Annotated in this window: 19 protein-coding genes and 1 pseudogene; 9 read left to right on the forward strand and 11 right to left on the reverse strand. The window is 58.2% G+C overall.

Features of this window, described 5'->3' with window-relative positions:
* Positions 1 to 38: 38 nt before the first annotated feature.
* The 9 genes from bamA to rpsB all read right to left on the reverse strand — a co-directional run bounded on the left by bamA (position 39) and on the right by rpsB (position 9,958).
* Positions 39 to 2,414: an outer membrane protein assembly factor BamA gene (gene bamA, locus AK821_RS28305; RefSeq protein ID WP_064393184.1), complete on the reverse strand. Its 2,376-nt coding sequence runs from the start codon at positions 2,412 to 2,414 to the stop codon at positions 39 to 41.
* 74 nt (positions 2,415 to 2,488) lie between these two features.
* The gene (rseP, locus tag AK821_RS28310; RefSeq protein ID WP_064393185.1) at positions 2,489 to 3,841 is read right to left on the reverse strand and encodes a sigma E protease regulator RseP; all 1,353 of its coding nucleotides are present in this window, start codon (positions 3,839 to 3,841) and stop codon (positions 2,489 to 2,491) included.
* Positions 3,842 to 3,895: 54 nt separating this feature from the next.
* Positions 3,896 to 5,086, reverse strand: coding sequence for a 1-deoxy-D-xylulose-5-phosphate reductoisomerase (ispC, locus tag AK821_RS28315; protein WP_064393186.1), 1,191 nt, complete (start codon positions 5,084 to 5,086; stop codon positions 3,896 to 3,898).
* Positions 5,083 to 5,889 carry a phosphatidate cytidylyltransferase gene (locus AK821_RS28320; protein ID WP_064393187.1) on the reverse strand — a complete coding sequence of 269 codons (807 nt, stop codon included), beginning with the start codon at positions 5,887 to 5,889 and terminating at the stop codon, positions 5,083 to 5,085. Before AK821_RS28320 ends, ispC begins: the two co-directional genes overlap by 4 nt.
* Entirely contained in the window at positions 5,889 to 6,644 is a 756-nt protein-coding gene (uppS, locus tag AK821_RS28325; protein ID WP_064393188.1) for a polyprenyl diphosphate synthase, read from the reverse strand. The genes AK821_RS28320 and uppS overlap by 1 nt, the downstream gene beginning before the upstream one ends.
* A 14-nt stretch (positions 6,645 to 6,658) precedes the next feature.
* Entirely contained in the window at positions 6,659 to 7,216 is a 558-nt protein-coding gene (frr, locus tag AK821_RS28330; RefSeq protein WP_064393189.1) for a ribosome recycling factor, read from the reverse strand.
* Positions 7,213 to 7,956, reverse strand: a complete 744-nt coding sequence (gene pyrH / locus AK821_RS28335; protein WP_003222124.1) for a UMP kinase — start codon at positions 7,954 to 7,956, stop codon at positions 7,213 to 7,215. Before pyrH ends, frr begins: the two co-directional genes overlap by 4 nt.
* Positions 7,957 to 8,166: 210 nt before the next feature.
* Positions 8,167 to 9,030, reverse strand: coding sequence for a translation elongation factor Ts (gene tsf, locus AK821_RS28340; RefSeq protein ID WP_064393190.1), 864 nt, complete (start codon positions 9,028 to 9,030; stop codon positions 8,167 to 8,169).
* Between the two features lie 190 nt (positions 9,031 to 9,220).
* Positions 9,221 to 9,958, reverse strand: a complete 738-nt coding sequence (gene rpsB, locus AK821_RS28345) for a 30S ribosomal protein S2 (RefSeq protein WP_064393191.1) — start codon at positions 9,956 to 9,958, stop codon at positions 9,221 to 9,223.
* A gap of 373 nt (positions 9,959 to 10,331) precedes the next feature.
* Between rpsB and map the strand changes: the two genes are divergently transcribed.
* From map to AK821_RS28370, 5 genes are all read left to right on the forward strand, one after another.
* Positions 10,332 to 11,114 (forward strand): type I methionyl aminopeptidase, encoded by a 783-nt coding sequence (gene map / locus AK821_RS28350; RefSeq protein ID WP_064393192.1) that lies wholly within the window; start codon positions 10,332 to 10,334, stop codon positions 11,112 to 11,114.
* A gap of 41 nt (positions 11,115 to 11,155) precedes the next feature.
* Positions 11,156 to 13,858: a [protein-PII] uridylyltransferase gene (locus tag AK821_RS28355; protein WP_064393193.1), complete on the forward strand. Its 2,703-nt coding sequence runs from the start codon at positions 11,156 to 11,158 to the stop codon at positions 13,856 to 13,858.
* Between the two features lie 208 nt (positions 13,859 to 14,066).
* Positions 14,067 to 15,263, forward strand: coding sequence for a succinyldiaminopimelate transaminase (gene dapC, locus AK821_RS28360; RefSeq protein ID WP_064393194.1), 1,197 nt, complete (start codon positions 14,067 to 14,069; stop codon positions 15,261 to 15,263).
* 240 nt (positions 15,264 to 15,503) lie between these two features.
* Positions 15,504 to 16,199 carry a hypothetical protein gene (locus tag AK821_RS28365; RefSeq protein ID WP_236708345.1) on the forward strand — a complete coding sequence of 232 codons (696 nt, stop codon included), beginning with the start codon at positions 15,504 to 15,506 and terminating at the stop codon, positions 16,197 to 16,199.
* 61 nt (positions 16,200 to 16,260) lie between these two features.
* Entirely contained in the window at positions 16,261 to 16,971 is a 711-nt protein-coding gene (locus AK821_RS28370; protein WP_064393196.1) for a M12 family metallopeptidase, read from the forward strand.
* Between the two features lie 31 nt (positions 16,972 to 17,002).
* On the opposite strand, the gene AK821_RS28375 is transcribed toward AK821_RS28370, so the two are convergent.
* On the reverse strand, positions 17,003 to 18,634 hold the full coding sequence (locus AK821_RS28375; protein WP_064393197.1) for a Na+/H+ antiporter: 1,632 nt from the start codon (positions 18,632 to 18,634) through the stop codon (positions 17,003 to 17,005).
* A 293-nt stretch (positions 18,635 to 18,927) separates the two neighbouring features.
* Between AK821_RS28375 and AK821_RS28380 the strand changes: the two genes are divergently transcribed.
* From AK821_RS28380 to AK821_RS28395, 4 genes are all read left to right on the forward strand, one after another.
* Positions 18,928 to 19,290 (forward strand): ArsC family reductase, encoded by a 363-nt coding sequence (locus AK821_RS28380; RefSeq protein ID WP_003222107.1) that lies wholly within the window; start codon positions 18,928 to 18,930, stop codon positions 19,288 to 19,290.
* Positions 19,291 to 19,323: 33 nt separating this feature from the next.
* Positions 19,324 to 20,358, forward strand: a complete 1,035-nt coding sequence (dapD, locus tag AK821_RS28385; RefSeq protein ID WP_064393198.1) for a 2,3,4,5-tetrahydropyridine-2,6-dicarboxylate N-succinyltransferase — start codon at positions 19,324 to 19,326, stop codon at positions 20,356 to 20,358.
* Positions 20,359 to 20,491: 133 nt separating this feature from the next.
* A complete protein-coding gene (locus AK821_RS28390) occupies positions 20,492 to 21,697 on the forward strand; it encodes an aminotransferase class V-fold PLP-dependent enzyme (protein WP_064393199.1) in 1,206 nt (401 codons plus the stop codon).
* The gene (locus AK821_RS28395) at positions 21,694 to 22,098 is read left to right on the forward strand and encodes a SufE family protein (RefSeq protein WP_064393200.1); all 405 of its coding nucleotides are present in this window, start codon (positions 21,694 to 21,696) and stop codon (positions 22,096 to 22,098) included. Before AK821_RS28390 ends, AK821_RS28395 begins: the two co-directional genes overlap by 4 nt.
* A 120-nt stretch (positions 22,099 to 22,218) precedes the next feature.
* Here the strand turns inward: AK821_RS28395 and tcdA are convergent.
* Positions 22,219 to 23,019: pseudogene (gene tcdA, locus AK821_RS28400) on the reverse strand (tRNA cyclic N6-threonylcarbamoyladenosine(37) synthase TcdA); the annotation flags it as partial.
* Positions 23,020 to 23,082: the final 63 nt, after the last annotated feature.

The following is a 23,082-nucleotide window of genomic DNA, read 5'->3' on the forward strand; positions in this document are numbered from 1 at the left end:
TCCTACAAAATCCATTGTCGTTATCTTGGGTCAGACGCTTAGAACGTCTGGCCGAGGGAGAATTGGAACACTTGAGTTTCAGCGTCATCCGGTTTCTTGATCGGCATGGCCAACGCGAAGCTCAGAGGACCCAGTGCGGTGACCCAGGTCACACCCACACCCACGGAACTTGCCATGTTGCTCAGGCTGATGTCGTTGCACTTGGTGTTCGACGTCGAGCCGTTGGCATTGGTAGTGTCCTTGCACTGCGAGTCAAATACGTTACCCACATCCCAGAATACCGAAGTACGCAGGGAACGCTGATCCTTGACGAATGGCAGCGGGAACAGAACCTCGACACCACCCTGGATCAGGACGTTACCGCCGAACGGCAGCGGGTCCTGGTCCGGGTCAGCCAGCGTACCCGGGTTGGTGCCACGGCTTGGCGTACTGCGCGGACCGAGGGTGCTGTCCTTGAAGCCACGAACCGAGTTGAAACCACCAGCATAGTAGTTTTCATAGAACGGCAAGCCGTCAGTCGAACCGTAACCGTCGCCATAACCGAGTTCGGTATGCAGACGCAGGGTGTAATTCTCGGTGATCGGCTGGAACAGCTGACCACGGTAATCAAGTTTGAAGAACGACAGGTCACTGCCCGGAATGGTGGATTCCAGGGTCAGGCTCTGGGAACGACCACGGGTCGGCAATACGCCCTTGTTCAGGGTCGACTCGGACCAGCCGGCCGAAGCCTTGAAGTTCAGGTACTTGTCGCCTTCCTTGTTAACGAAGTCGAAAATCTCGTCAACGGTGTAAGTACCGGTCTTGATCTCGTCCTGCTGAGCGGACAGACCGAAGGTCAGGCGCGAAGTCTCGCTGATCGGGTAACCGATATTGACGCCAGCGCCCAGGCTGTCTACCGCATAGCTTGCTACGTCGACGTCGAGGTCTTTGTAGTCGGTGGTGCGATAGAACGCGTTGTAGCCCAGGCTCACGCCATCGGCGGTCCAGTACGGGTCAACGTAGCCGAAGTTGTAGCGGCTCTGGTATTCACTTCGGGTCAGGCCGACGCTGACGCGGTTACCGGTACCGAGGAAGTTGTTCTGGGTAATCGAACCACCAAGGATCAGACCGGCACTCTGCGCAAAACCGACGCTGGCGGTAATCGAACCGGAAGCCTGTTCTTCAACGGCGTAGTTCACGTCAACCTGGTCGTCGACACCCGGAACAGCAGGGGTTTCAACGTTGACTTCCTTGAAGAAGCCCAGACGCTCAAGACGGGTCTTGGACTGGTCGATCAGGTAGGTCGAAGCCCAGCCGCCTTCCATCTGGCGCATTTCACGACGCAGCACTTCGTCTTCGGACTTGGTGTTGCCACGGAAGTTGATACGGTTGACGTAGGCACGCTTGCCTGGATCGACAGCAAACAGGATGTCGACAGTGTGGTCTTCATCGTGTGGCTGAGGTACGCCGTTGACGTTGGCGAAGGTGTAACCCTCGTTACCCAGACGGCGGGTGATCAACTCGGAAGTGGTGGTCATCAGCTTGCGCGAGAACACCTGGCCTTTCTGTACCAGCAACAGGGACTTGACCTGATCTTCAGGGACTTTCAGATCACCGCTGAGCTTGACGTCACGAACGGTGTACTTCTCGCCTTCGGTCACGTTGACGGTGATATAGACGTGCTTCTTGTCCGGGGTGATGGACACCTGGGTCGAAGCGATATCCATGTTGATATAGCCACGGTCCAGGTAGTAGGAACGCAGACGCTCCAGGTCGCCGGAAAGCTTTTCACGGGCGTACTTGTCGTCGTTCTTGAAGAACGACAGCCAGTTGGTGGTTTTCAGTTCGAACAGGTCGGTCAGGTCTTCCTCGGGGAACACCGTGTTGCCTACCACGTTGATATGCTGAATAGCCGCAACGGTGCCTTCGTTGATCTTCACTTTCAGACCGACACGGTTACGCGGCTGCGATACCACTTCGGTATCGACGGTAGCCGAATAGCGGCCTTGCGCAACGTACTGACGTTGCAGTTCGTTACGCACGCCTTCGAGGGTGGCACGCTGGAAGATCTCGCCTTCGGCCAGACCGGATTGCTTGAGGCCCTTCATCAGGTCTTCAGTGGAGATCGCCTTGTTACCTTCGATCTCGATACTGGCGACGGATGGGCGCTCGACAACCGTGATTACCAGGACGTTGCCTTCGCGGCCCAGCTGGATATCTTGAAAGAAACCGGTTTTGAACAACGCACGAGTGGATTCCACCAGGCGACGATCATCCGCCTGCTCGCCGACGTTCAACGGCAAGGCACCAAAGACGCTACCCGCGGAGACCCGCTGGAGGCCATTGACGCGAATATCAGAGATAGTGAAGGACTCGGCGTGAACTTCGGCGATCATCAATACGGTGAGAACCGCAGTTAGCAGCAGACGTTTCATGAAGTCCTTTCTTATTCCAACTGGCAATAAACAAACTGCCGCAAAATGCGGCAGATTCGCAATTCAGCGAAGCGTTACAGTCGACCCAGATCGTTGACCAGAGCAAGCAACATCACTCCGACCACCAAACTGATACCGATCTGTATCCCCCAACCTTGCACCCGATCCGACAAGGGACGACCACGCGCCCACTCGATCAGATAAAACAACAAATGCCCCCCATCCAGTACAGGAATGGGCAGCAAATTCAGAACGCCCAGGCTAATACTCAGATAAGCAAGGAAATTCAGGAAATCAGCGACGCCCGACTGGGCAGAAGCGCCCGCCACTTTAGCAATGGTTATCGGTCCACTCAAGTTTTTTACCGAGAGCTCGCCGAAGAGCATTTTCTTCAGTGAATCCAGCGTCAGGATGCTCATGGTCCAAGTACGACGGGCGCCCTCGCCAATCGCGGCCAAAGGCCCGTAACTGACCTCGCGGATCATCTCCGGTGGCCAGTCGACAGCTTTTACACCAGCGCCCAGATATCCGCTTGGCGACTTGCTTTCACCGCGCGCCGCGAGGGTGACCGGGACGTCGATTTGAGCACCGTCGCGCTCGATGCGCAGCATGATTTTGGTATCAGGACGCGTACGAACGGTATCGACCACCTGCTGCCAGTCGTTCAGCGCCTGACCATCAAGGGCGAGCAAACGATCACCGGTTTTCAGACCCGCCGCCTGCGCCGGACCTTTCGGATCAAGTTCGGCAAGTACCGGCGGCAGTGCCGGACGCCATGGACGAATACCCAGCGAGCGAATCGGATCCGGCTCATCGGCACCTTTGAGCCAGTGATCCAGCGCCAGTTCACGCGGCGAATCCGCGGTGGAACCTTGATCGCGCACCATCAACTGCAAGGAACCGCTTTCGCCGAGACGACGCACCAACTGCAAATTGACAGCCGCCCAACCCGACGTCGGCTCTCCATCGATGGCGACAATTTCCTGGCCTGAAGTCAAGCCAGCCTTGGCGGCGATGCTGCCGGACTCGACCGCACCGATAACCGGACGTATCTGCTCGCTGCCGAGCATGGCCAGCACCCAGAAAAACACCAGGGCCAACAGAAAGTTGGCGATGGGACCCGCCGCCACAATAGCGATACGCTGACGCACGGACTTGCGATTGAACGACTGATCCAGCTGATCGACCGGTACTTCGCCTTCGCGCTCATCGAGCATCTTGACGTAGCCACCCAACGGGATCGCGGCAACAACAAACTCGGTGCCTTGCTTGTCGTGCCAGCGCAGCAGCGGCATGCCGAAGCCTACGGAAAAACGCAGAACCTTGACGCCACAGCGACGCGCGACCCAGAAATGGCCGAATTCGTGAAAAGTGACCAGCACTCCCAAGGCGATCAGGGTGCCGGCAATCATATAGAGCGCGCTCATCTACTTTCTCCGCAATCCTGTTCAGTGCCGCGTGTAGCCATTGTGTTGCAAAACCTATCGGTTGTGACGACTCAACCACTGTTCAGCCAGTACTCGCGCTTTCGCGTCCGCGATGAACACTGTTTCGAGATCATCCAGTGCGACCACCGGTTCGAGATTCAAGACTTCGTCGATGATACTCGCGATTTCGAGGTAACGAACCCGTCCGTCGAGAAACGCTGCCACGGCGACTTCATTGGCCGCATTCAACATCGCCGGCGCGCTGTCGCCTGCTTCAGCAGCTTGACGAGCCAGACGCAGGCATGGAAAGCGCTCTTCATCCGGCGCTTCGAAATCCAGCCGGGCAATCGCAAACAGATCCAGCGGCGCAACACCGGAGTCGATGCGTTCAGGCCAGGCCAGCGCATTGGCAATCGGTGTACGCATATCGGGGTTGCCCAACTGCGCCAGCACCGAACCATCCACGTAATCGACCAACGAATGGATCACGCTCTGCGGGTGAATCACCACCTCGACCTGCGCAGGCTTGGCATCGAACAGCCAGCAGGCCTCGATCAATTCAAGTCCTTTGTTCATCATGCTCGCCGAATCCACGGAGATCTTGCGCCCCATGGACCAGTTCGGGTGCGCACAGGCCTGATCAGGCGAAACGTGCGCCAACTCGGCCATTGGCGTCTGCCGGAAAGGACCACCAGAAGCGGTCAGCAAAATCCGACGCACCCCCACAGCACTCAATCCGCGAGCGAAATCCTGCGGCATGCACTGGAAAATCGCATTGTGTTCGCTGTCGATCGGTAGCAGCACCGAACCGCTTTTACGCACGGCTTGCATGAACAAGGCGCCGGACATTACCAGCGCTTCCTTGTTGGCCAGAAGAATCTTCTTGCCCGCCTCGACCGCCGCCAGCGTTGGACGCAGCCCGGCGGCACCCACGATGGCCGCCATGACAGCATCGACCTCAGGGGCCGCTGCGACCTGGCACAAGCCCTCCTCCCCGACCAGCACACGGGTCGGCAACCCGGCCGCCCGCAAGTCATCCTGCAGGCTGCGCGCCGCTTCTGCTTGCGGGACAACCGCGTACTGCGGCACATGACGCACGCACAAAGCGAACAACTCACTCAGTCGAGTGAAACCACTGAGCGCAAACACCTGATAACGCTCAGGATGACGCGCAATGACATCGAGAGTACTCAAACCGATCGAGCCGGTCGCCCCCAGAACAGTGATCTGCTGTGGACGGCTCAAGGTGCAGCCATCCACAACAACACTGCAAATACCGGAATGGCCGCGGTCAGGCTGTCGATACGATCGAGCACGCCACCATGGCCAGGCAGCAGGTTACTGCTGTCCTTGATGCCGGATTGACGCTTGAACATGCTTTCCGTGAGATCGCCCACAACCGAAATGAATACGATCAATGCAGCGCCGATCAGCCCTTTGAGCAACTCGGCCACCGTCCAGTCGCGCACCAGGCCGACAATCGCGGTAATCACCAGACTCAGCGCCAGACCGCCATAGACACCTTCCCAGCTTTTACCGGGACTGACGTGTGGCGCCAGCTTGCGCTTGCCGAAAGCCCGGCCGGAAAAGTAGGCACCGATGTCAGCACCCCAGACCAGAACCATCACCGCCATGATCAGCCAGTTACCCAGCGGGTACTGTTTGATCTGCACCAGACCTTGCCAGGCCGGCAGCAGAATCAACAGACCAATGACCAGTTTGCTCGCGGCACTGGACCAGTGCCCGCTCGAACGCGGATAGGTCAGTACCAGCCAGGTCGCCACCGCCCACCACAACACGGACGCACCCAACACCCATGGCGCAAGGCCCGGCAGGATGTACATGACGAACAGCATCAAGGCGACCACGGCGGCAAAGCCGACACGGAACGCTTGCGCAGTGAAACCCGCCAGACGCGCCCATTCCCAGGCACCCAGGCTCACGACCAGACCGATAAACAGTGCAAAGCCCGAACCTTCGAGCAGGAAAAACCCGCACAAGGCGATCGGCAGCAGGATCAGCGCAGTAATGATTCGTTGTTTAAGCATTAAACCCGGGCTCCAGCTTCGATCTGTTCGCTCGTTTTACCGAAACGACGTTGACGCGAAGCGTAATCAGCCAGCGCATTGCGCATGGCATCGTGTTTGAAGTCCGGCCAGAACAGGTCGGAGAAGTACAACTCGGCATAAGCCAGTTGCCACAGCAAGAAGTTGCTGATGCGATGCTCACCGCCAGTACGAATGCACAGATCAGGCAACGGCAGGTCGCCAGTTGCCAGACAGGTTTGCAGCAGATCCGGGGTGATGTCTTCCGGACGCAGGTGCCCGGCCTGGACTTCACGCGCCAGACGCTGAGCAGCCTGCGCAATATCCCACTGACCGCCATAATTGGCAGCGATCTGCAGGATGAAACGGTTGGCACCCGCCGTCATCGCTTCAGCTTCACGCATTGCTGCCTGAAGTTCCGGATGAAAGCGCGAACGATCGCCGATGATGCGCAGGCTTATGTTGTTGTCGTTGAGGCGCTTGGCCTCACGACGCAACGCCTTGAAAAACAGATCCATCAAGGCACTGACTTCATCGGCCGGCCGCTGCCAGTTCTCACTGGAAAACGCGAACAGGGTCAGCACCTCGACCTTGGCCTCGGCACACACCTCGATGACGGCACGCACAGCATCCACGCCCGCTTTATGCCCGGCGACACCCGGCATAAAGCGTTTTTTCGCCCAGCGATTATTGCCATCCATGATGATCGCGACATGGCGCGGCACCGCGGACGGCGCAGTCTGCTTGGTCTTGTCCATTTAAAGCTCGACCCTTATACGGCCATCAGGTCTTTTTCTTTCTCGTCCGTGGCCTTGGTGATCTGGGCCTCGGCATCTTTGGTCAGCTTGTCGATATCAGCGACAGCACGACGCTCTTCGTCTTCGCTGATTTCCTTGTCCTTGACCAGCTTCTTCAGATCACCCAGCGCATCGCGACGAATGTTGCGCACCGCAACACGGGCGTCTTCCGCTGCGCTACGCGCCTGCTTGGTGAAACCTTTGCGGGTTTCTTCGGTGAGGGCAGGCATCGGGATCAACAGCAACTCGCCAAGGTTGGTCGGATTGAGGTTCAGACCAGCGCTCTGGATCGCTTTATCGACGGCAGCGAGCATATTGCGCTCGAAGGCCACGACTTGAAGAGTGCGCGAGTCTTTCACGGTGACGTTGGCGACGCCGCTCAGCGGGGTATCAGTGCCGTAGTAAGGCACCATCACGCTACCCAGAATGCTTGGGTGAGCCTTGCCGGTACGAATCTGACCGAAAGCGTGGGCCAGAGAGTCCAGGGATTTCTGCATGCGCTCTTGAGCGTCTTTCTTGATTTCGTTGATCATTGTTGACCTTCCTCGATCAGGGTGCCTTCAGCGCCGCCGTGTACGATGTTCAGCAGAGCGCCGGGCTTGTTCATGTTGAATACGCGCAGCGGCATCTTGTGGTCGCGGCACAGGCAAATAGCTGTCAGATCCATTACACCCAGCTTGCGATCCAGCACTTCATCATAAGTCAGATGATCGAACTTCTCGGCATGCGGGTCTTTGAACGGGTCAGCGGTATAGACGCCATCGACCTTGGTCGCTTTGAGCACGACATCGGCATCGATTTCGATTGCACGCAGGCAGGCTGCCGAATCCGTGGTGAAGAACGGATTACCGGTACCGGCCGCGAAAATCACCACGTCCTTGGAGTTCAGGTGGCGCATGGCTTTGCGGCGATCATAATGATCGGTCACGCCAACCATGGAAATGGCCGACATAACGATGGCCGAAATATTGGCACGTTCCAGCGCGTCGCGCATGGCCAGGGCGTTCATCACAGTGGCCAGCATGCCCATGTGGTCGCCTGTCACTCGATCCATACCGGCTTTGCTCAATGCTTCACCGCGGAACAGGTTGCCGCCACCGATCACCAGACCGACCTGCACGCCGATGCCAACCAGTTGGCCGACTTCCAGCGCCATGCGATCAAGAACTTTCGGATCGATCCCGAACTCTTCCGAGCCCATCAGGGCCTCGCCGCTAAGCTTGAGTAGAATGCGTTTATAGCGAGCCTGATAACCACTGCCCTGCTGAGCCATTGCGAATCTCTCCTGCGGCGTATTTAAAAATTCTTTGCGAGCTGTTTACAGCTGGCGTTCACTCTAGCTTGGCGCTGCTTCAGCGCCATCGGAACATGGCTTTGTAAGTCAGTTCCAAGTGGAAACCAATTAAAAATTGGCAACCCCATCTGAAAAGAGGCTGCGCGCGTAAGCGGGCAGCCTCTTTCGGGCGACAGTTGGAAAACCGTCTTATTGCTTGGCGGCAGCCAGCTGGGCAGCAACTTCTTCAGCGAAGTTGTCGACCGGCTTCTCAATGCCTTCGCCTACTTTGTAGTAAGTGAAGGAAACGATTTCTGCGCCGCCTTTCTTGGCCAGCTCGCCAACCTTGATTTCAGGGTTCTTGACGAACGCCTGCTCAACCAGGCTTGCTTCTGCCAGGAACTTGCTGATACGGCCTTTGACCATATTCTCAACAATGTTTTCCGGCTTGCCTTTGATTTTCTCTTCGTTCAGCTGCAGGAACACAGCTTTTTCACGCTCGATCGCTTCAGCCGAAACCTGCGAAGGCAGCAGGAACTCAGGGTTGCTTGCAGCTACGTGCATCGCGATGTCTTTAGCCAGCTCGACGTCACCGCCTTTCAGAGCCACAACCACACCGATCTTGTTGCCGTGCAGGTACGAACCTACAACGTCACCTTCGATACGGGTCAGACGACGGATGTTGACGTTTTCGCCTACTTTGGCAACCAGTGCTTCGCGAGCGGCTTCTTGAGCAGCGATCAGCGGAGCAGCTTCGGTCAGTTTGTCAGCGAACGCTTTTTCAACGCTGGCAGCAACAAAGTTTTTGAAGTCGTCTTGCAGAGCCAGGAAGTCGGTCTGCGAGTTCACTTCCAGGATAACGGCAGCTTTACCGTCGTCCTTGATAGCGATTGCGCCTTCAGCGGCAACGTTGCCAGCTTTTTTCGCAGCTTTGATCGCGCCCGAAGCACGCATGTCATCAATGGCTTTTTCGATGTCGCCGTCAGCCTTTTCCAGGGCTTTCTTGCAATCCATCATGCCTTCGCCGGTACGCTCGCGCAGTTCTTTAACCAACGCTGCAGTAATTGCTGCCATTTTCAAATTCCTCTTGGATAGGTTTTCAACCATTCCACCCGATCGAACGGGCGTTCAATTCTTCCCGAACCACCCTTGTTAGCTGCCGCACATTACAAATAGTGCCGCGGGCGCCGACAAATGGTTTTCGAGGTGGCAAAAAGGGGGCCAAGCCCCCTTTTTGCTTACTGAGTCAACGCCAGGGCGTCAATTACTCAGCTGCAGCCTGAGTTTCTTCAGCTGCGAATTCTACAGTGCCGCCGGAAACATTGTTGCGACCGCGGATCACTGCGTCAGCCATCGAACCCATGTACAGCTGGATAGCGCGGATTGCGTCATCGTTGCCTGGGATGATGTAGTCAACGCCTTCCGGGCTGCTGTTGGTATCGACAACGCCGATTACCGGGATGCCCAGCTTGTTGGCTTCGGTGATCGCGATGCGCTCGTGGTCAACGTCGATCACGAACAGTGCGTCTGGCAGACCGCCCATGTCCTTGATGCCGCCCAGCGAACGATCCAGCTTTTCCAGGTCACGGGAGCGCATCAGCGCTTCTTTCTTGGTCAGCTTGGCGAAAGTACCGTCTTCGGCTTGAACTTCAAGGTCACGCAGACGCTTGATGGAAGCACGAATGGTTTTGAAGTTGGTCAGCATGCCGCCCAACCAGCGGTGATCGACGTACGGCGAACCGCAACGTGCTGCTTCTTCAGCAACGATCTTGCCAGCGGAACGCTTGGTGCCGACGAACAGAATCTTGTTTTTGCCCTGGGCCAGACGCTCTACGAAAGTCAGAGCTTCGTTGAACATTGGCAGGGTTTTTTCAAGGTTGATGATGTGAATCTTGTTACGCGCGCCGAAAATGTACTTACCCATTTTCGGATTCCAGTAACGGGTTTGGTGACCGAAGTGCACACCGGCCTTCAGCATATCGCGCATATTGACTTGGGACATGATAGTTCCTTAATAAGTCGGGTTTGGCCTCCACGTATCCCAATGACCAACCAGTGGCATAAAGCCAAAAGCACCCAGGTCATCGTGTCGACACGTGTGTGGATTTAAGCTTCTCGGGGTATCCCCGGAAAGCGGCGCATTTTATACCACAGGGTGCGCAGAAACGGAACACGAAATCTGTATTCGCACCAAGGACATGGGCGCAGCCCCCTTGGAATCGGCTTCAGGGGCACCATTGTATAGAGAGAAGCGATGCACGCAGGCGCTGAATTGCGCCGCGCGTCTGTTAGAATCGCGTTTTTCAGGGTCGCAAAACGAACACTTGCCACCCCATTCGTACCAGCAAGCGCCGCCGAGCGCAGAGAGAGCCTGTATGACCGTCAACCTCAAAACTCCCGAGGACATCGCTGGCATGCGTGTCGCCGGCAAACTGGCCGCCGATGTGCTGGAAATGATTGCCGAACACGTAAAACCGGGCATCACCACCGATGAGCTGAACCAGATCTGCCACGACTACATCGTCAACGTGCAGCAGGCCATCCCTGCCCCGCTGAATTACAAGGGCTACCCGAAGTCGATCTGCACCTCGATCAACCACGTGGTCTGCCACGGCATTCCGAACGACAAGCCGCTGAAAAACGGCGACACCCTGAACATCGATGTAACCGTAATCAAGGACGGCTACCACGGCGACACCAGCCGCATGTTCCACGTCGGCGAAGTACCGGTCTGGGCCGAGCGCCTGTCTCAGATCACTCAGGAATGCATGTACAAGGCGATCGAAATCGTCAAACCCGGCTGCCGCCTCGGCGACATCGGCGAAGTGATCCAGAAACACGCTGAAAAGAACGGCTTCTCGGTGGTTCGCGAGTTCTGTGGGCATGGCATCGGCAAGGTTTTCCACGAAGAGCCGCAGATTCTGCACTACGGCCGCGCCGGCACCGGCATGGAACTGAAGGCCGGCATGACCTTCACCATCGAGCCGATGATCAACCAGGGCAAGGCCGACACCAAAGTATTGGGTGACGGCTGGACCGCAATCACCAAGGACCGCAAGCTGTCGGCGCAGTGGGAACATACCCTGCTGGTCACCGACACCGGCTACGAGATCTTCACCCTGCGCGCTGACGACACCATCCCGCGCGTCTCGGCCTGATCTACACAACGCTCCCAGCCTTATAAAAGGAAAGCCAATCGATGCCGCAGGTGGATCCCGAACTCTTCGACCGCGGCCAGTTCCAGGCTGAACTGGCCCTGAAAGCGAGTCCTATCGCGGCGTTCAAGAAGGCGATCCGCCAGGCTCGCGAGGTACTCGACACGCGTTTTCGCAATGGCCGCGACATTCGCCGCCTGATCGAAGACCGCGCCTGGTTCGTCGACAACATCCTGCAAAAGGCCTGGGACCAGTTCAACTGGAGCGAAGACGCCGACATCGCGCTGGTCGCGGTCGGCGGCTATGGTCGCGGCGAGCTGCACCCTTATTCCGATATCGATCTGCTGATCCTGCTGGACAGCGCCGATCACGAAGTCTTTCGCGACTCCATCGAGCGTTTTCTGACGCTGCTGTGGGACATTGGCCTGGAAGTCGGTCAGAGCGTGCGCTCGGTCGATGAATGCGCCGAAGAAGCCCGCGCCGATCTGACCGTGGTTACCAACCTGATGGAAAGCCGCACCATTTGCGGCCCCGAGCGCCTGCGCCAGCGCATGCTCGATGTCACCAGCACCGCCCACATGTGGCCGGCCAAGGAGTTTTTCCTGGCCAAGCGCGCCGAGCAAAAAGCCCGCCACCACAAATACAACGACACTGAATACAACCTGGAACCCAACGTCAAAGGCTCGCCGGGCGGACTGCGGGATATTCAGACGATTCTCTGGGTTGCGCGTCGCCAATACGGCACGCTCAACCTGCGCGCCCTCGCCGGTGAAGGCTTCTTGGTCGAGAGCGAAAACGCCCTGCTCGCCTCCTCTCAGGAATTTCTCTGGAAAGTGCGCTATGCGCTGCACATGCTGGCAGGTCGCTCGGAAGACCGCTTGCTGTTCGATCATCAGCGCACCATTGCCGGTTTGCTCGGTTTTGAAGGTGACGACGCGAAACAAGCGGTCGAAAACTTCATGCAGCAATACTTTCGCGTGGTGATGAGCATCGCCCAGCTCAGCGACCTGATCATTCAGCATTTCGAGGAAGTCATCCTCGCGCCGGAAGACGAAGCCCCGCCACAGCCGATCAACTCGCGCTTCCAGCTGCACGATGGCTACATCGAAGCGCGAAACGACAATGTGTTCTGCCGCACACCGTTCGCCATGCTCGAAATCTTCGTGCTGATGGCCCAGCAGCCGGAAATCAAAGGTGTGCGCGCCGATACCATTCGCCTGCTGCGCGAGAACCGTCATCTGATCGACGACACTTTCCGCAACGATATTCGCAACACCAGCCTGTTCATCGAGCTGTTCAAGTGCAAGATCGGCATCCATCGCAACCTGCGCCGGATGAACCGTTACGGCATTCTCGGGCGTTATCTGCCGGAGTTCGGCTTTATCGTCGGGCAGATGCAGCACGACCTGTTCCACATTTATACCGTCGATGCGCACACGCTGAACCTGATCAAGCACCTGCGCAAATTGCAGTACACGCAAGTGTCGGAAAAATTTCCGTTGGCCGCCAAACTCATGGCCAAACTGCCCAAGCCCGAACTGATCTACATGGCCGGTCTGTACCACGACATCGGCAAGGGGCGACACGGCGACCACTCGGAGATCGGCGCGGTCGATGCCGAAGCGTTCTGCCAGCGCCATCAGTTGCCGGTGTGGGACAGCCGACTGATCGTCTGGCTGGTGCAGAACCACTTGGTGATGTCGACCACCGCCCAGCGCAAGGACTTGTCCGATCCGCAGGTGATTCACGATTTTGCCCTGGCGGTCGGCGATGAAACCCGTCTCGACTACCTCTACGTGCTGACCGTGGCCGACATCAACGCGACCAACCCGACGCTGTGGAACTCGTGGCGCGCCAGCCTGTTGCGTCAGCTCTACACCGAAACCAAACGCGCCCTGCGTCGTGGTCTGGAAAACCCGGTGGATCGCGAAGAGCAGATCCGCCAGACCCAAAGCGCGGCCCTGGATATTCTGGTGCGAGGCGGCACCGATCCGGACGACGTCGAGCAGTTATGGGCGCAGTTGGGTGATGACTATTTCCTGCGCCACACCGCTGGCGATGTGGCCTGGCACAGCGACGCGATCCTGCAGCAGCCCGTCGATGGCGGGCCGCTGGTACTGATCAAGGAAACCACTCAGCGCGAGTTCGAGGGCGGCACGCAGATCTTCATTTATGCACCGGATCAGCATGACTTCTTCGCCGTGACCGTGGCCGCGATGGATCAGCTCAACCTGAACATTCACGACGCCCGGGTCATCACGTCGAGCAGCCAGTTCACCCTCGACACCTACATCGTGCTCGACAACGAAGGCGAATCCATCGGCGACAACCCGGCGCGGGTCAAGCAGATCCGCGAAGGCCTGACCGAAGCCCTGCGCAACCCGGATGACTACCCGACGATCATTCAGCGCCGGGTGCCGCGCCAGCTCAAGCATTTCGCCTTTGCGCCGCAAGTGACGATCCACAACGACGCGCAACGCCCGGTGACGGTGCTGGAATTGACCGCACCTGATCGCCCGGGACTGCTGGCGCGGATCGGCGGGATATTCCTTGAGTTCGACCTGTCGCTGCAGAACGCCAAGATTGCGACCCTGGGCGAGCGAGTGGAAGACGTGTTCTTCATCACCGACGCGCACAATCAGCCGCTGTCCGACCCGCTGCTGTGCAGCCGCTTGCAGGATGCGATCGTTGAGCAGTTGAGCGTCAATCAGGAACCCGATATCAAGCTTTCGCGTATCAGTATTTGAATTGAAGTAACCATTACTCCTGTGGGAAGGAAGACTACGATACCAGCCTGTTCAACAAACCCCTTGTAGGAGTGAGCCTGCTCGCGATAGCGGTTCATCAGCTGCATAGATATTGAATGAGCCTTCCTCATCGCGAGCAGACTCACTCCTACAGGTTTTGTGGATGGCGGGTATTGAGGCAATCCCTCCCACATTCAACGAGGCCCCCATGAACAACGCTCTGAACCAGCTCCAGCCTTACCCGTTCGAAAAGCTCCGCGCCCTGCTCGGCACCGTGACCCCGAACCCGGACAAACGCCCGATCGCCCTGTCGATCGGCGAGCCGAAACATCGCTCGCCGAGCTTTGTCGCCGAAGCGCTGGCGAACAACCTGGATCAGATGGCGGTCTACCCGACCACTCTCGGCATCCCGGCCCTGCGCGAAGCAATCGCCGGCTGGTGCGAGCGTCGCTTTGGCGTGCCAAGCGGCTGGATCGATCCGGCGCGTAACGTACTGCCGGTCAACGGCACCCGCGAAGCGCTGTTCGCCTTCACCCAGACCGTAGTCAATCGCGGTGATGACGCTCTGGTAGTCAGCCCGAACCCGTTCTATCAGATCTACGAAGGTGCGGCGTTCCTCGCCGGGGCCAAACCGCACTATCTGCCGTGCCTTGACGAGAACGGCTTCAACCCGGATTTCGATGCGGTGTCGCCAGACATCTGGAAGCGCTGCCAGATCCTTTTTCTGTGCTCTCCAGGCAACCCGACCGGCGCGCTGATCCCGGTCGATGTATTAAAGAAACTGATCGCCCTGGCTGACGAATACGACTTCGTGATCGCCGCCGACGAGTGCTACAGCGAACTGTATTTCGAAGAACAGACCCCGCCGCCGGGCCTGCTGACGGCCTGCGTTGAGTTGGGCCGCAAGGATTTCAAACGCTGCGTGGTGTTCCATAGCCTGTCCAAACGCTCCAACCTGCCGGGCCTGCGTTCCGGTTTCGTTGCCGGCGACGCCGATATCCTCAAGGGCTTCCTGCTGTATCGCACCTACCATGGCTGCGCGATGCCGGTACAAACCCAATTGGCCTCTGTTGCCGCCTGGAACGATGAAGTCCACGTTCGCGCCAACCGCGCGCTGTACCGCGAGAAATTCGACGCCGTGCTGGCAATCCTCAGTCCGGTGATGGACGTCCAGCGTCCGGATGGCAGCTTCTACCTGTGGCCGAACGTGCAGGATGACGATGCTGCGTTCTGCCGCGATCTGTTCGAACAGGAACACGTGACCGTAGTCCCGGGTTCTTACCTGTCCCGCGATGTCGATGGGGTCAACCCGGGCGCAGGTCGCGTGCGCATGGCGCTGGTTGCGCCGCTGGCAGAATGTGTCGAGGCTGCGGAACGTATTCGCGACTTCATCAAGCGTCGCTAACAAGCGTTTATATATTTCCGCACGACGCAATGTCGTGCGGAAACAAACACTACGCAACACATCAACTCTTCTTTCATCTTCCTATCTCCCCCATCGATACTTACTCTGTCCGCTCAAGCTGAACCTGGTTGTTTAAATATCAAATCCCATTAATAAACCAAACAGCAAATCATCAACTACGGAAAGTAATTCATGGATGATATAAAAGATTGTCTTGTTAAAGCACCGCAAGACATTAATGTGTCCTACCAAGCGGCCATCAACGAGAACTCCGCCAATCGCGGTACGTCCGGCGGTCGTCAGAAAAGAGCCGCGATCAAGCACCGCAAACTCTGGGCACCCGGCCGAACCCTGCGCGTTCGCGTGCTAGCGGGTGACGCAGCCTACAAGCAAGCCATCCGCGCGGCGGCAGCAACATGGACAGCGTTTATCAATCTGAACTTCGACTTTGTTGATGAAGGCGATGCCGAGATTCGCATATCCGATGACAACGGCGACTACTGGTCGTTGATCGGTACTGACGCATTGACCCAAGATGATCAAAGCGAAGCAACCATGAATCTTTCGCCTGATCACAACTTGTCGCCCAAGTTCTTCATGGCCAATGCCTTGCATGAGTTTGGTCACGTACTGGGTGCCGAACATGAACATCTGCACCCACAAATGACCATTCCCTGGGACAAGCAAGCCGTCTACGAGCACTTTGGCGCAGAAGATGATGATGATGATCTGGCTCGCAGCAACATCGACGAGCGCTATTTCAATCTTCTCGATGCCAGTGAAGTCGACAACTCGACTTACGACCCGAAGTCCATCATGCACTACGCCATCCGCCAGAGCTGGACCCAGGGTGACTTCCAGATTCAGCTGAATCTGCAGCTCAGCGACAAAGACAAGGCTTTCATGGCCGCCGCTTATCCACACCCCGATGCCTGACAGGACGTCAGGCTTCATCAAAACCACCTACCTCATGCATTACTTAAAAAGGACTTCAAGAATGCCAGACTGCAAAATCTGCACGACACTGCCGCCGAAAAGCCAAAGTCTTTCCTATCAGGCCGCGCTTGCCGAGAACCCTGCCAACGTCAGCAGGCAGGGTATTTCCTTACTGGGCGTGGCCCTTGATGGAAAGGTATGGAAAGCGTTCAGGACGCTTAGCGTCACGTTTCTCGATAACCTGACGAACGAAGAGCAAACGCAGTATCGGGAAGTCATTCGGGAATGGGGTAACCATATCAACCTGGATATCGTGTTCACGAGCGAGCGCGATGCCGACATTCGCATCAAGACCAAAACCAGTGACAACAGCTCTGCCGTTGGCACAGACGCACTCACCGTCGATGTGCAGAATCCAACGATGTACATTGCCGAAAAGCCAGGCAGCAGCAGATTCAGAACGGTATTACTGCACGAGTTCGGCCACGCCCTGGGCTTCGAACACGAGCATTTGCACCCGTACGCCAACATCCCCTGGAACAAGCAAAAGGTTTACGACCACTTCACTCGACTCGGCATGAGCAGAGCCGCCATTGACGAAAACTTCTTCACCAAGATCAATCAAAAGATGTCTGTGACCGCTTATGATCAAAAGTCGATCATGCACTATCCGATAGAAAAAACCTTCACCGACGGAGTATTTGAGGTCACTGAAAACACCGAACTAAGTAGATTGGATATACACATGGCGCGAACCGTTTATCCCCGATAAAACCCGCAATCCGATCAACACCCATGCGGGACTACTTCAACGTTCCCAGATTGGCCTCACTCAAATCAAGCTCACCTAATACCTCGCGCAATACGTCATCACCGATCTGGTGATGACGGCTGAGGCTGTAGAGTTCCAGACGTTGCGCGCGCAGTGCCTTGAGGCGTAAACGACGCTCGAGCAGATCCATCTGAAACGCCAGGGCCTGTGCTTCGGCCGAGTCGTTGAAGACATCGAGCTGATGGCGGTACTCGGACATGATCCGCGCCTTGAGTTCTGCCGCGAGTGCGGCCTGCGCTGCATCCTGCGGGCCGACCTCCTCGGTTTCCAGCGCATGAATCGCTGCCTCGGCGGTCTTGCGCCAGGCGTCGCGCACTTCCTGGCGCCGCTTGTCGTCCGGGCTTTTCTCAATGCCGCGCAAAAGCAACGGCAAGGCGATGCAGGCGCAGACCAGCGACAGCAGAATCACCCCGGCAGCGATGAAGATCAGCAGATCACGCTCGGGAAACGCCTCCGCGCCCATCAACATCGGCACCGACATCACACCCGCCAGCGTCACCGCACCGCGCACGCCGCCGACCGTCAACAGCCAGCAGGAGCGCGCTGTCGGCACCTGAGTCAGCTCGTTCTTGCCACGCAAACGCCGCAGCAGCACCGACAAGCGCCAGATGCTCTGTACCCAGATGAACCGCAGCAGGACCAATGCAAGAAAGATCGCCACCACGTCGAGACAGCGATAGAACAGGGTCGGCCATAACGTCGGCTCGTGACTGACCACCGCTTTGATGATGTCCGGCAATTGCAGGCCCAGCAGCAGAAAGATCAATCCGTTGAAAGCAAATTCCAGAAGCGACCAGACACTGCGGTTGAGCAGGCGGGTGCCCGTCTGCCGTGGCAGCAGATCGAGCCCGCGCTGCATCACCCCCGCCGCCACCGCCGAAAGGATACCCGAGGCACCCAGTCGCTCGGCCAGTACATACGCGGCGAACGGCAGCAGCAACATGAACACCACGTGGGTGGCCGGATCGTCCCAGCCCCGGGCAATCATCCACGCGCGCAAGCGCCCGACCAGCCAGCTCAGTGCCACGCCGACTGCCAGCCCGCCGACTGCCACCAGCACAAACGTCAGGCTGGCATTGGCCAACGAGAACGCCCCGGTGATCGCCGCGGCCAGCGCGAATTTGAACGTTACCAGGCCCGAGGCGTCGTTCATCAACGCTTCGCCCTGCAAGATATGCATGAGCGGCGTCGGCAAGCGATTCTGTGAAATCGCCGAGACCGCCACCGCGTCGGTCGGCGACAGCACAGCGGCGAGTGCGAAGGCCACCGCCAGCGGAATGCTCGGCATCAACCAATGAATGAAGTAGCCGGCACCGACCACGGTGAACAGCACCAGACCCACCGCCAGCGTCAGGATCGGCCCGCGCAAATGCCAGAACTCGCGTTTGGGCATGCGCCAGCCATCGGAAAACAGCAGCGGTGGCAGGAACAGAAACAGGAACAGTTCGGGATCAAGGGCCACATGCAGACCGAGGGTCGGCCAGGCGAGCAAAGCGCCGGCGGCGATTTGCACCAGTGGCAGTGGCAACGGGATGACCCGTCCGACCAGACGCGAGACGCTGACCAGCATCAGCAGGATCAGGACGGTGTAAGCGGTTTGCATAAAGCGGAAATCTCACACAATCGACAGCGTTGAACTGCCATATTAGCCGTTTAGCATGCGTCTGACCCTTGCACCTATGTCGCAGCTGCTGGAACGCAGTCCCCTTGTGGGAGCGAGCCTGCTCGCGAATGCGGTGTGTCATTCAACAGAGATATTGCCTGACACGGCCCCTTCGCGAGCAGGCTCGCTCCCACAGGTTTTACAGCGTTACGACAACCGTGGCCGACGAAACCGTTTGGTCATGGCATAATCCGACACCATTTTTCTCCAGCACCTGTAAAGGGGGCAATTCCTTGACCGTTTCAAGTAAAACGTTGCACCTTTTCGGCATCAAAGCCTGCGACACCATGAAAAAGGCGCGCACCTGGCTTGATGAGCACGCTGTCAGCTACGACTTTCACGATTACAAAACCGCCGGCATCGACCGTGAACACCTGACCCAATGGTGTGACGAGCATGGCTGGCAAACGGTGTTGAACCGCGCAGGCACGACCTTTCGCAAACTCGACGACGAACGCAAAGCCGATCTCGACCAATCGAAAGCCATCGAACTGATGCTCGCTCAACCCTCGATGATCAAGCGCCCGGTGCTCGATCTCGGTGACCGAACCCTGATTGGCTTCAAGCCAGATATCTACGCGGCCGCTCTGAAGTAAGCAGCCCGTCACTCTTTGTAGAGGTGTATTTACATGTCCAATTCCCTGTTCAGCATCGCCTTTGGTGTCGGCACTCAGAACCGTCAAGGCGCGTGGCTGGAAGTGTTCTACGCACAGCCACTGCTCAACCCATCGGCCGAGCTGGTCGCGGCGGTTGCGCCAATCCTCGGTTACACCGAAGGCAACCAGGCCATCACCTTCTCCACCGCTCAGGCTGCGCAACTGGCCGAAGCCGTGAAAGGCATCGATGCCGTGCAAGGCAAGCTGCTGACCCGTCTGGCTGAAAGCCACAAGCCGCTGGTCGCCACCCTGCTGGCCGAAGACGCACAGCTGACCTCGACACCTGAGGCCTACCTCAAGCTGCACCTGCTGTCGCACCGTCTGGTCAAGCCACACGGCGTGAGCCTGGCCGGGATCTTCCCGCTGCTGCCGAACGTCGCGTGGACCAGCCAAGGCGCCATCGACCTGAGCGAACTGGCGGAAATGCAACTGGAAGCCCGTCTGCGTGGCGAGCTGCTGGAAGTGTTCTCGGTGGACAAGTTCCCGAAAATGACCGACTACGTGGTTCCGGCCGGCGTGCGTATCGCTGACGCCGCGCGTCTGCGTCTGGGCGCTTACGTCGGTGAAGGCACCACCGTGATGCACGAAGGTTTCATCAACTTCAACGCCGGCACCGAAGGCCCGGGCATGATCGAAGGCCGCGTATCGGCTGGCGTGTTCGTCGGCAAGGGTTCCGATCTGGGCGGCGGTTGCTCGACCATGGGCACCCTGTCGGGCGGCGGCAACATCGTGATCAAGGTCGGCGAAGGCTGCCTGATCGGCGCCAACGCCGGTATCGGTATTCCGTTGGGTGACCGCAACACAGTTGAGTCGGGCCTGTACGTGACCGCTGGTACCAAGGTGGCGCTGCTCGACGAAAACAACAACCTGGTTAAAGTCGTGAAGGCGCGTGAACTGGCCGGTCAGACTGATCTGCTGTTCCGCCGCAATTCGGAAACCGGTGCTGTGGAGTGCAAAACCCACAAATCGGCGATCGAGCTGAACGAAGCGCTGCACGCTCACAACTAAGTGCTTGGATAATCCATTGTAGGAGTGAGCCTGCTCGCGATGCCTTTAGCGCCCTTACGGACGCCATCGCGAGCAGGCTCACTCCTACAGGATTTGGCGTACATCCCGCCCCTCTTCACCAGGGCTAAAGACCGTGATGATTCCCTCCCCGTGGCGCGCCGACTTCCCGGCCATCGCCGCACTGCAACGGCAAGACCAGACCTATCTGGACAACGCCGCCACCACGCAAAAACCCCAAGCACTGCTCGACGCACTGACGCATTACTACGCCAACGGCGCAGCCAATGTGCACCGTGCGCAACACCTGCCCGGCGCTCACGCGACGCAGGCGTTCGAAGACAGTCGACTCAAGGTTGCCCAGTGGCTGAATGCCGGTGACAGCGGGCAGATCATCTTTACCCACGGCGCCACCAGTGCGCTGAACCTCCTGGCTTATGGCCTGGAACATCTTTTCCACCCGGGCGATGAAATTGTCATCAGCGCCCTGGAGCATCACGCCAACCTGCTGCCGTGGCAGCAACTGGCGCAACGGCGCAATCTGAAGCTGGTGATTCTGCCGCTGGATGCCGACGGTCTGATCGACCTTGCTGCCGCTGTGCACCTCATCGGCCCGCGCACGCGATTGCTGGCGGTCAGCCAGTTGTCCAACGTGCTGGGTTCGTGGCAGCCATTGCCGGCCTTGCTGGGCATGGCCAAGGCGCAGAACGCGCTGACCGTGGTCGATGGCGCGCAAGGCGTTGTCCATGGTCGGCATGACGTGCAGGCGCTGGGTTGCGACTTCTATGTGTTTTCCAGCCACAAGCTCTATGGCCCCGATGGCCTCGGCGTGCTGTTCGGGCGCAACGCTGCGCTTGAGCAGTTGAAGCCTTGGCAGTTCGGCGGCGAAATGGTGCTGGAAGCCAACTATCACGACGCGCGTTTCCGCCCTGCTCCGCTGGGTTTTGAAGCGGGTACGCCGCCGATTGCCAGCGTGATCGGCCTCGGTGCGACGCTGGATTATCTGGCCGGGCTCGATCAGGACGCAGTGTCGGCCCACGAAGCGGCGCTGCATGACTATCTGCTGCGTGGACTCGCGGCGCGTAACGGCATTCGCTTGCTTGGCAAGCCGCAACTGGCGTTGGCGAGTTTTGTCGTTGAAGGTGTGCATAACGCGGATCTGGCGCATTTGCTGACCGAGCAAGGCATCGCCGTACGCGCTGGGCATCACTGCGCGATGCCGTTGCTGAAAAGCTTCGAACTGGCTGGGGCGATTCGGGTGTCGCTGGCGCTGTACAACGATTCCGAGGATCTGGAGCGGTTCTTTGGGGCGCTGGATCAGGCGCTGGAGTTGTTGCGATGAGCCTGCCGGTCGAGGCAGCTGAAGCGCTGCAGACTTTTCAGAATGCAGCGGGCTGGGAACAGCGGGCGCGGTTGTTGATGCAGATTGGTGATCGATTGCCGGCGCTGGATGACGCGCAAAAGTGCGACGCAAACCGGGTGCATGGCTGTGAGAGTCAGGTGTGGCTGGTCGGGGCGTTGCGCGATGGTCACTGGCAGTTCGCGGCGAGTAGCGATGCACGGATGATTCGCGGGTTGGTGGCGTTGTTGCTGTTGCGGGTCAACGGCTTGTCGGCCGCTGAATTGCAGCAGGTTGATCTGTCGGACTGGTTCAATCAGTTGGGCCTTTCGCGGCAGCTATCGCCGTCGCGCAGCAATGGCCTTAACGCCGTGCTCCAGCGGATGAATGAGTTGGCGCTTTAAAGCGGCTGCTTCGCAGCCATCGCGAGCAGGCTCACTCCTACAATTGGAATGCGTTCCCCTGTAGGAGTGAGCCTGCTCGCGATAAGGCCATAACCCCCACCACCAAACCTGAGGCTTGCCCCGGTCTGACGGGCGCCGACCCCCCGCCACAATCTTGTCCACAGCCTTGGTCGCCGCGACCATCCCAAACGTCGCAGTCACCATCATCACCGCACCAAACCCACCCGCGCAGTCCAGTTTCACGCCATCGCCGACAAAACTCTTCTGCAAACAAATGCTGCCATCCGGTTTCGGATAGCGCAGTTGCTCCGTGGAAAACACGCACGGCACGCTGTAATGGCGGGTCACGGTGCGCGAAAAACCGTAATCGCGGCGCAATGTAGAGCGCACTTTCGAGGCCAGCGGGTCATTGAACGTGCGGTTGAGATCGCACACCTGAATCAGCGTCGGATCAATCTGCCCACCGGCGCCGCCGGTGGTGATGATCTGGATCTTGCGGCGCTTGCACCAGGCGATCAGCGCAGCCTTGGCGTTGACCGCGTCAATGCAGTCAATCACGCAGTCGATGTTCGCCGTGATGTATTCAGCCATGGTCTCGCGGGTGACGAAATCCGCCACCGCGTGCACGGTGCAATCCGGGTTGATCCCGCGCAGACGCTCGGCCATGACCTCGACCTTGGGTTTGCCGACGGTGCTGTCCAGCGCGTGCAACTGACGGTTGGCGTTGCTGACGCAGACGTCATCGAGGTCGAACAGCGAAATCTCGCCGACGCCACAACGGGCCATGGCTTCCGCCGCCCAGGAACCAACGCCACCGACGCCGACAATCGCCACATGGGCCGCGCGCAGGCGTTCCAAGCCTTCAATGCCATACAAACGGGCGATGCCTGCAAACCGCGGATCTTCTGTACTCATGACCATTACCCCAAAAACCGGCGCGCATTATAGGGCTACGCGGCGACAAGTTCTAAACATCAGCTACAA

The organism is Pseudomonas sp. RIT-PI-r (assembly GCF_001297015.1).
Classification (GTDB): Bacteria; Pseudomonadota; Gammaproteobacteria; order Pseudomonadales; family Pseudomonadaceae; genus Aquipseudomonas.

Coding starts and splice junctions, on each gene's coding strand:
- dapC (WP_064393194.1), top strand. CDS start 14,067: ATGAACAACGCTCTGAACCAGCTCCAGCCTTACCCGTTCGAAAAGCTC.
- AK821_RS28375 (WP_064393197.1), bottom strand. CDS start 18,634: ATGCAAACCGCTTACACCGTCCTGATCCTGCTGATGCTGGTCAGCGTC.
- bamA (WP_064393184.1), bottom strand. CDS start 2,414: ATGAAACGTCTGCTGCTAACTGCGGTTCTCACCGTATTGATGATCGCC.
- AK821_RS28370 (WP_064393196.1), top strand. CDS start 16,261: ATGCCAGACTGCAAAATCTGCACGACACTGCCGCCGAAAAGCCAAAGT.
- frr (WP_064393189.1), bottom strand. CDS start 7,216: ATGATCAACGAAATCAAGAAAGACGCTCAAGAGCGCATGCAGAAATCC.
- tsf (WP_064393190.1), bottom strand. CDS start 9,030: ATGGCAGCAATTACTGCAGCGTTGGTTAAAGAACTGCGCGAGCGTACC.
- AK821_RS28320 (WP_064393187.1), bottom strand. CDS start 5,889: ATGCTTAAACAACGAATCATTACTGCGCTGATCCTGCTGCCGATCGCC.
- AK821_RS28395 (WP_064393200.1), top strand. CDS start 21,694: ATGAGCCTGCCGGTCGAGGCAGCTGAAGCGCTGCAGACTTTTCAGAAT.
- rseP (WP_064393185.1), bottom strand. CDS start 3,841: ATGAGCGCGCTCTATATGATTGCCGGCACCCTGATCGCCTTGGGAGTG.
- rpsB (WP_064393191.1), bottom strand. CDS start 9,958: ATGTCCCAAGTCAATATGCGCGATATGCTGAAGGCCGGTGTGCACTTC.
- uppS (WP_064393188.1), bottom strand. CDS start 6,644: ATGGACAAGACCAAGCAGACTGCGCCGTCCGCGGTGCCGCGCCATGTC.
- AK821_RS28355 (WP_064393193.1), top strand. CDS start 11,156: ATGCCGCAGGTGGATCCCGAACTCTTCGACCGCGGCCAGTTCCAGGCT.
- pyrH (WP_003222124.1), bottom strand. CDS start 7,956: ATGGCTCAGCAGGGCAGTGGTTATCAGGCTCGCTATAAACGCATTCTA.
- map (WP_064393192.1), top strand. CDS start 10,332: ATGACCGTCAACCTCAAAACTCCCGAGGACATCGCTGGCATGCGTGTC.
- dapD (WP_064393198.1), top strand. CDS start 19,324: ATGTCCAATTCCCTGTTCAGCATCGCCTTTGGTGTCGGCACTCAGAAC.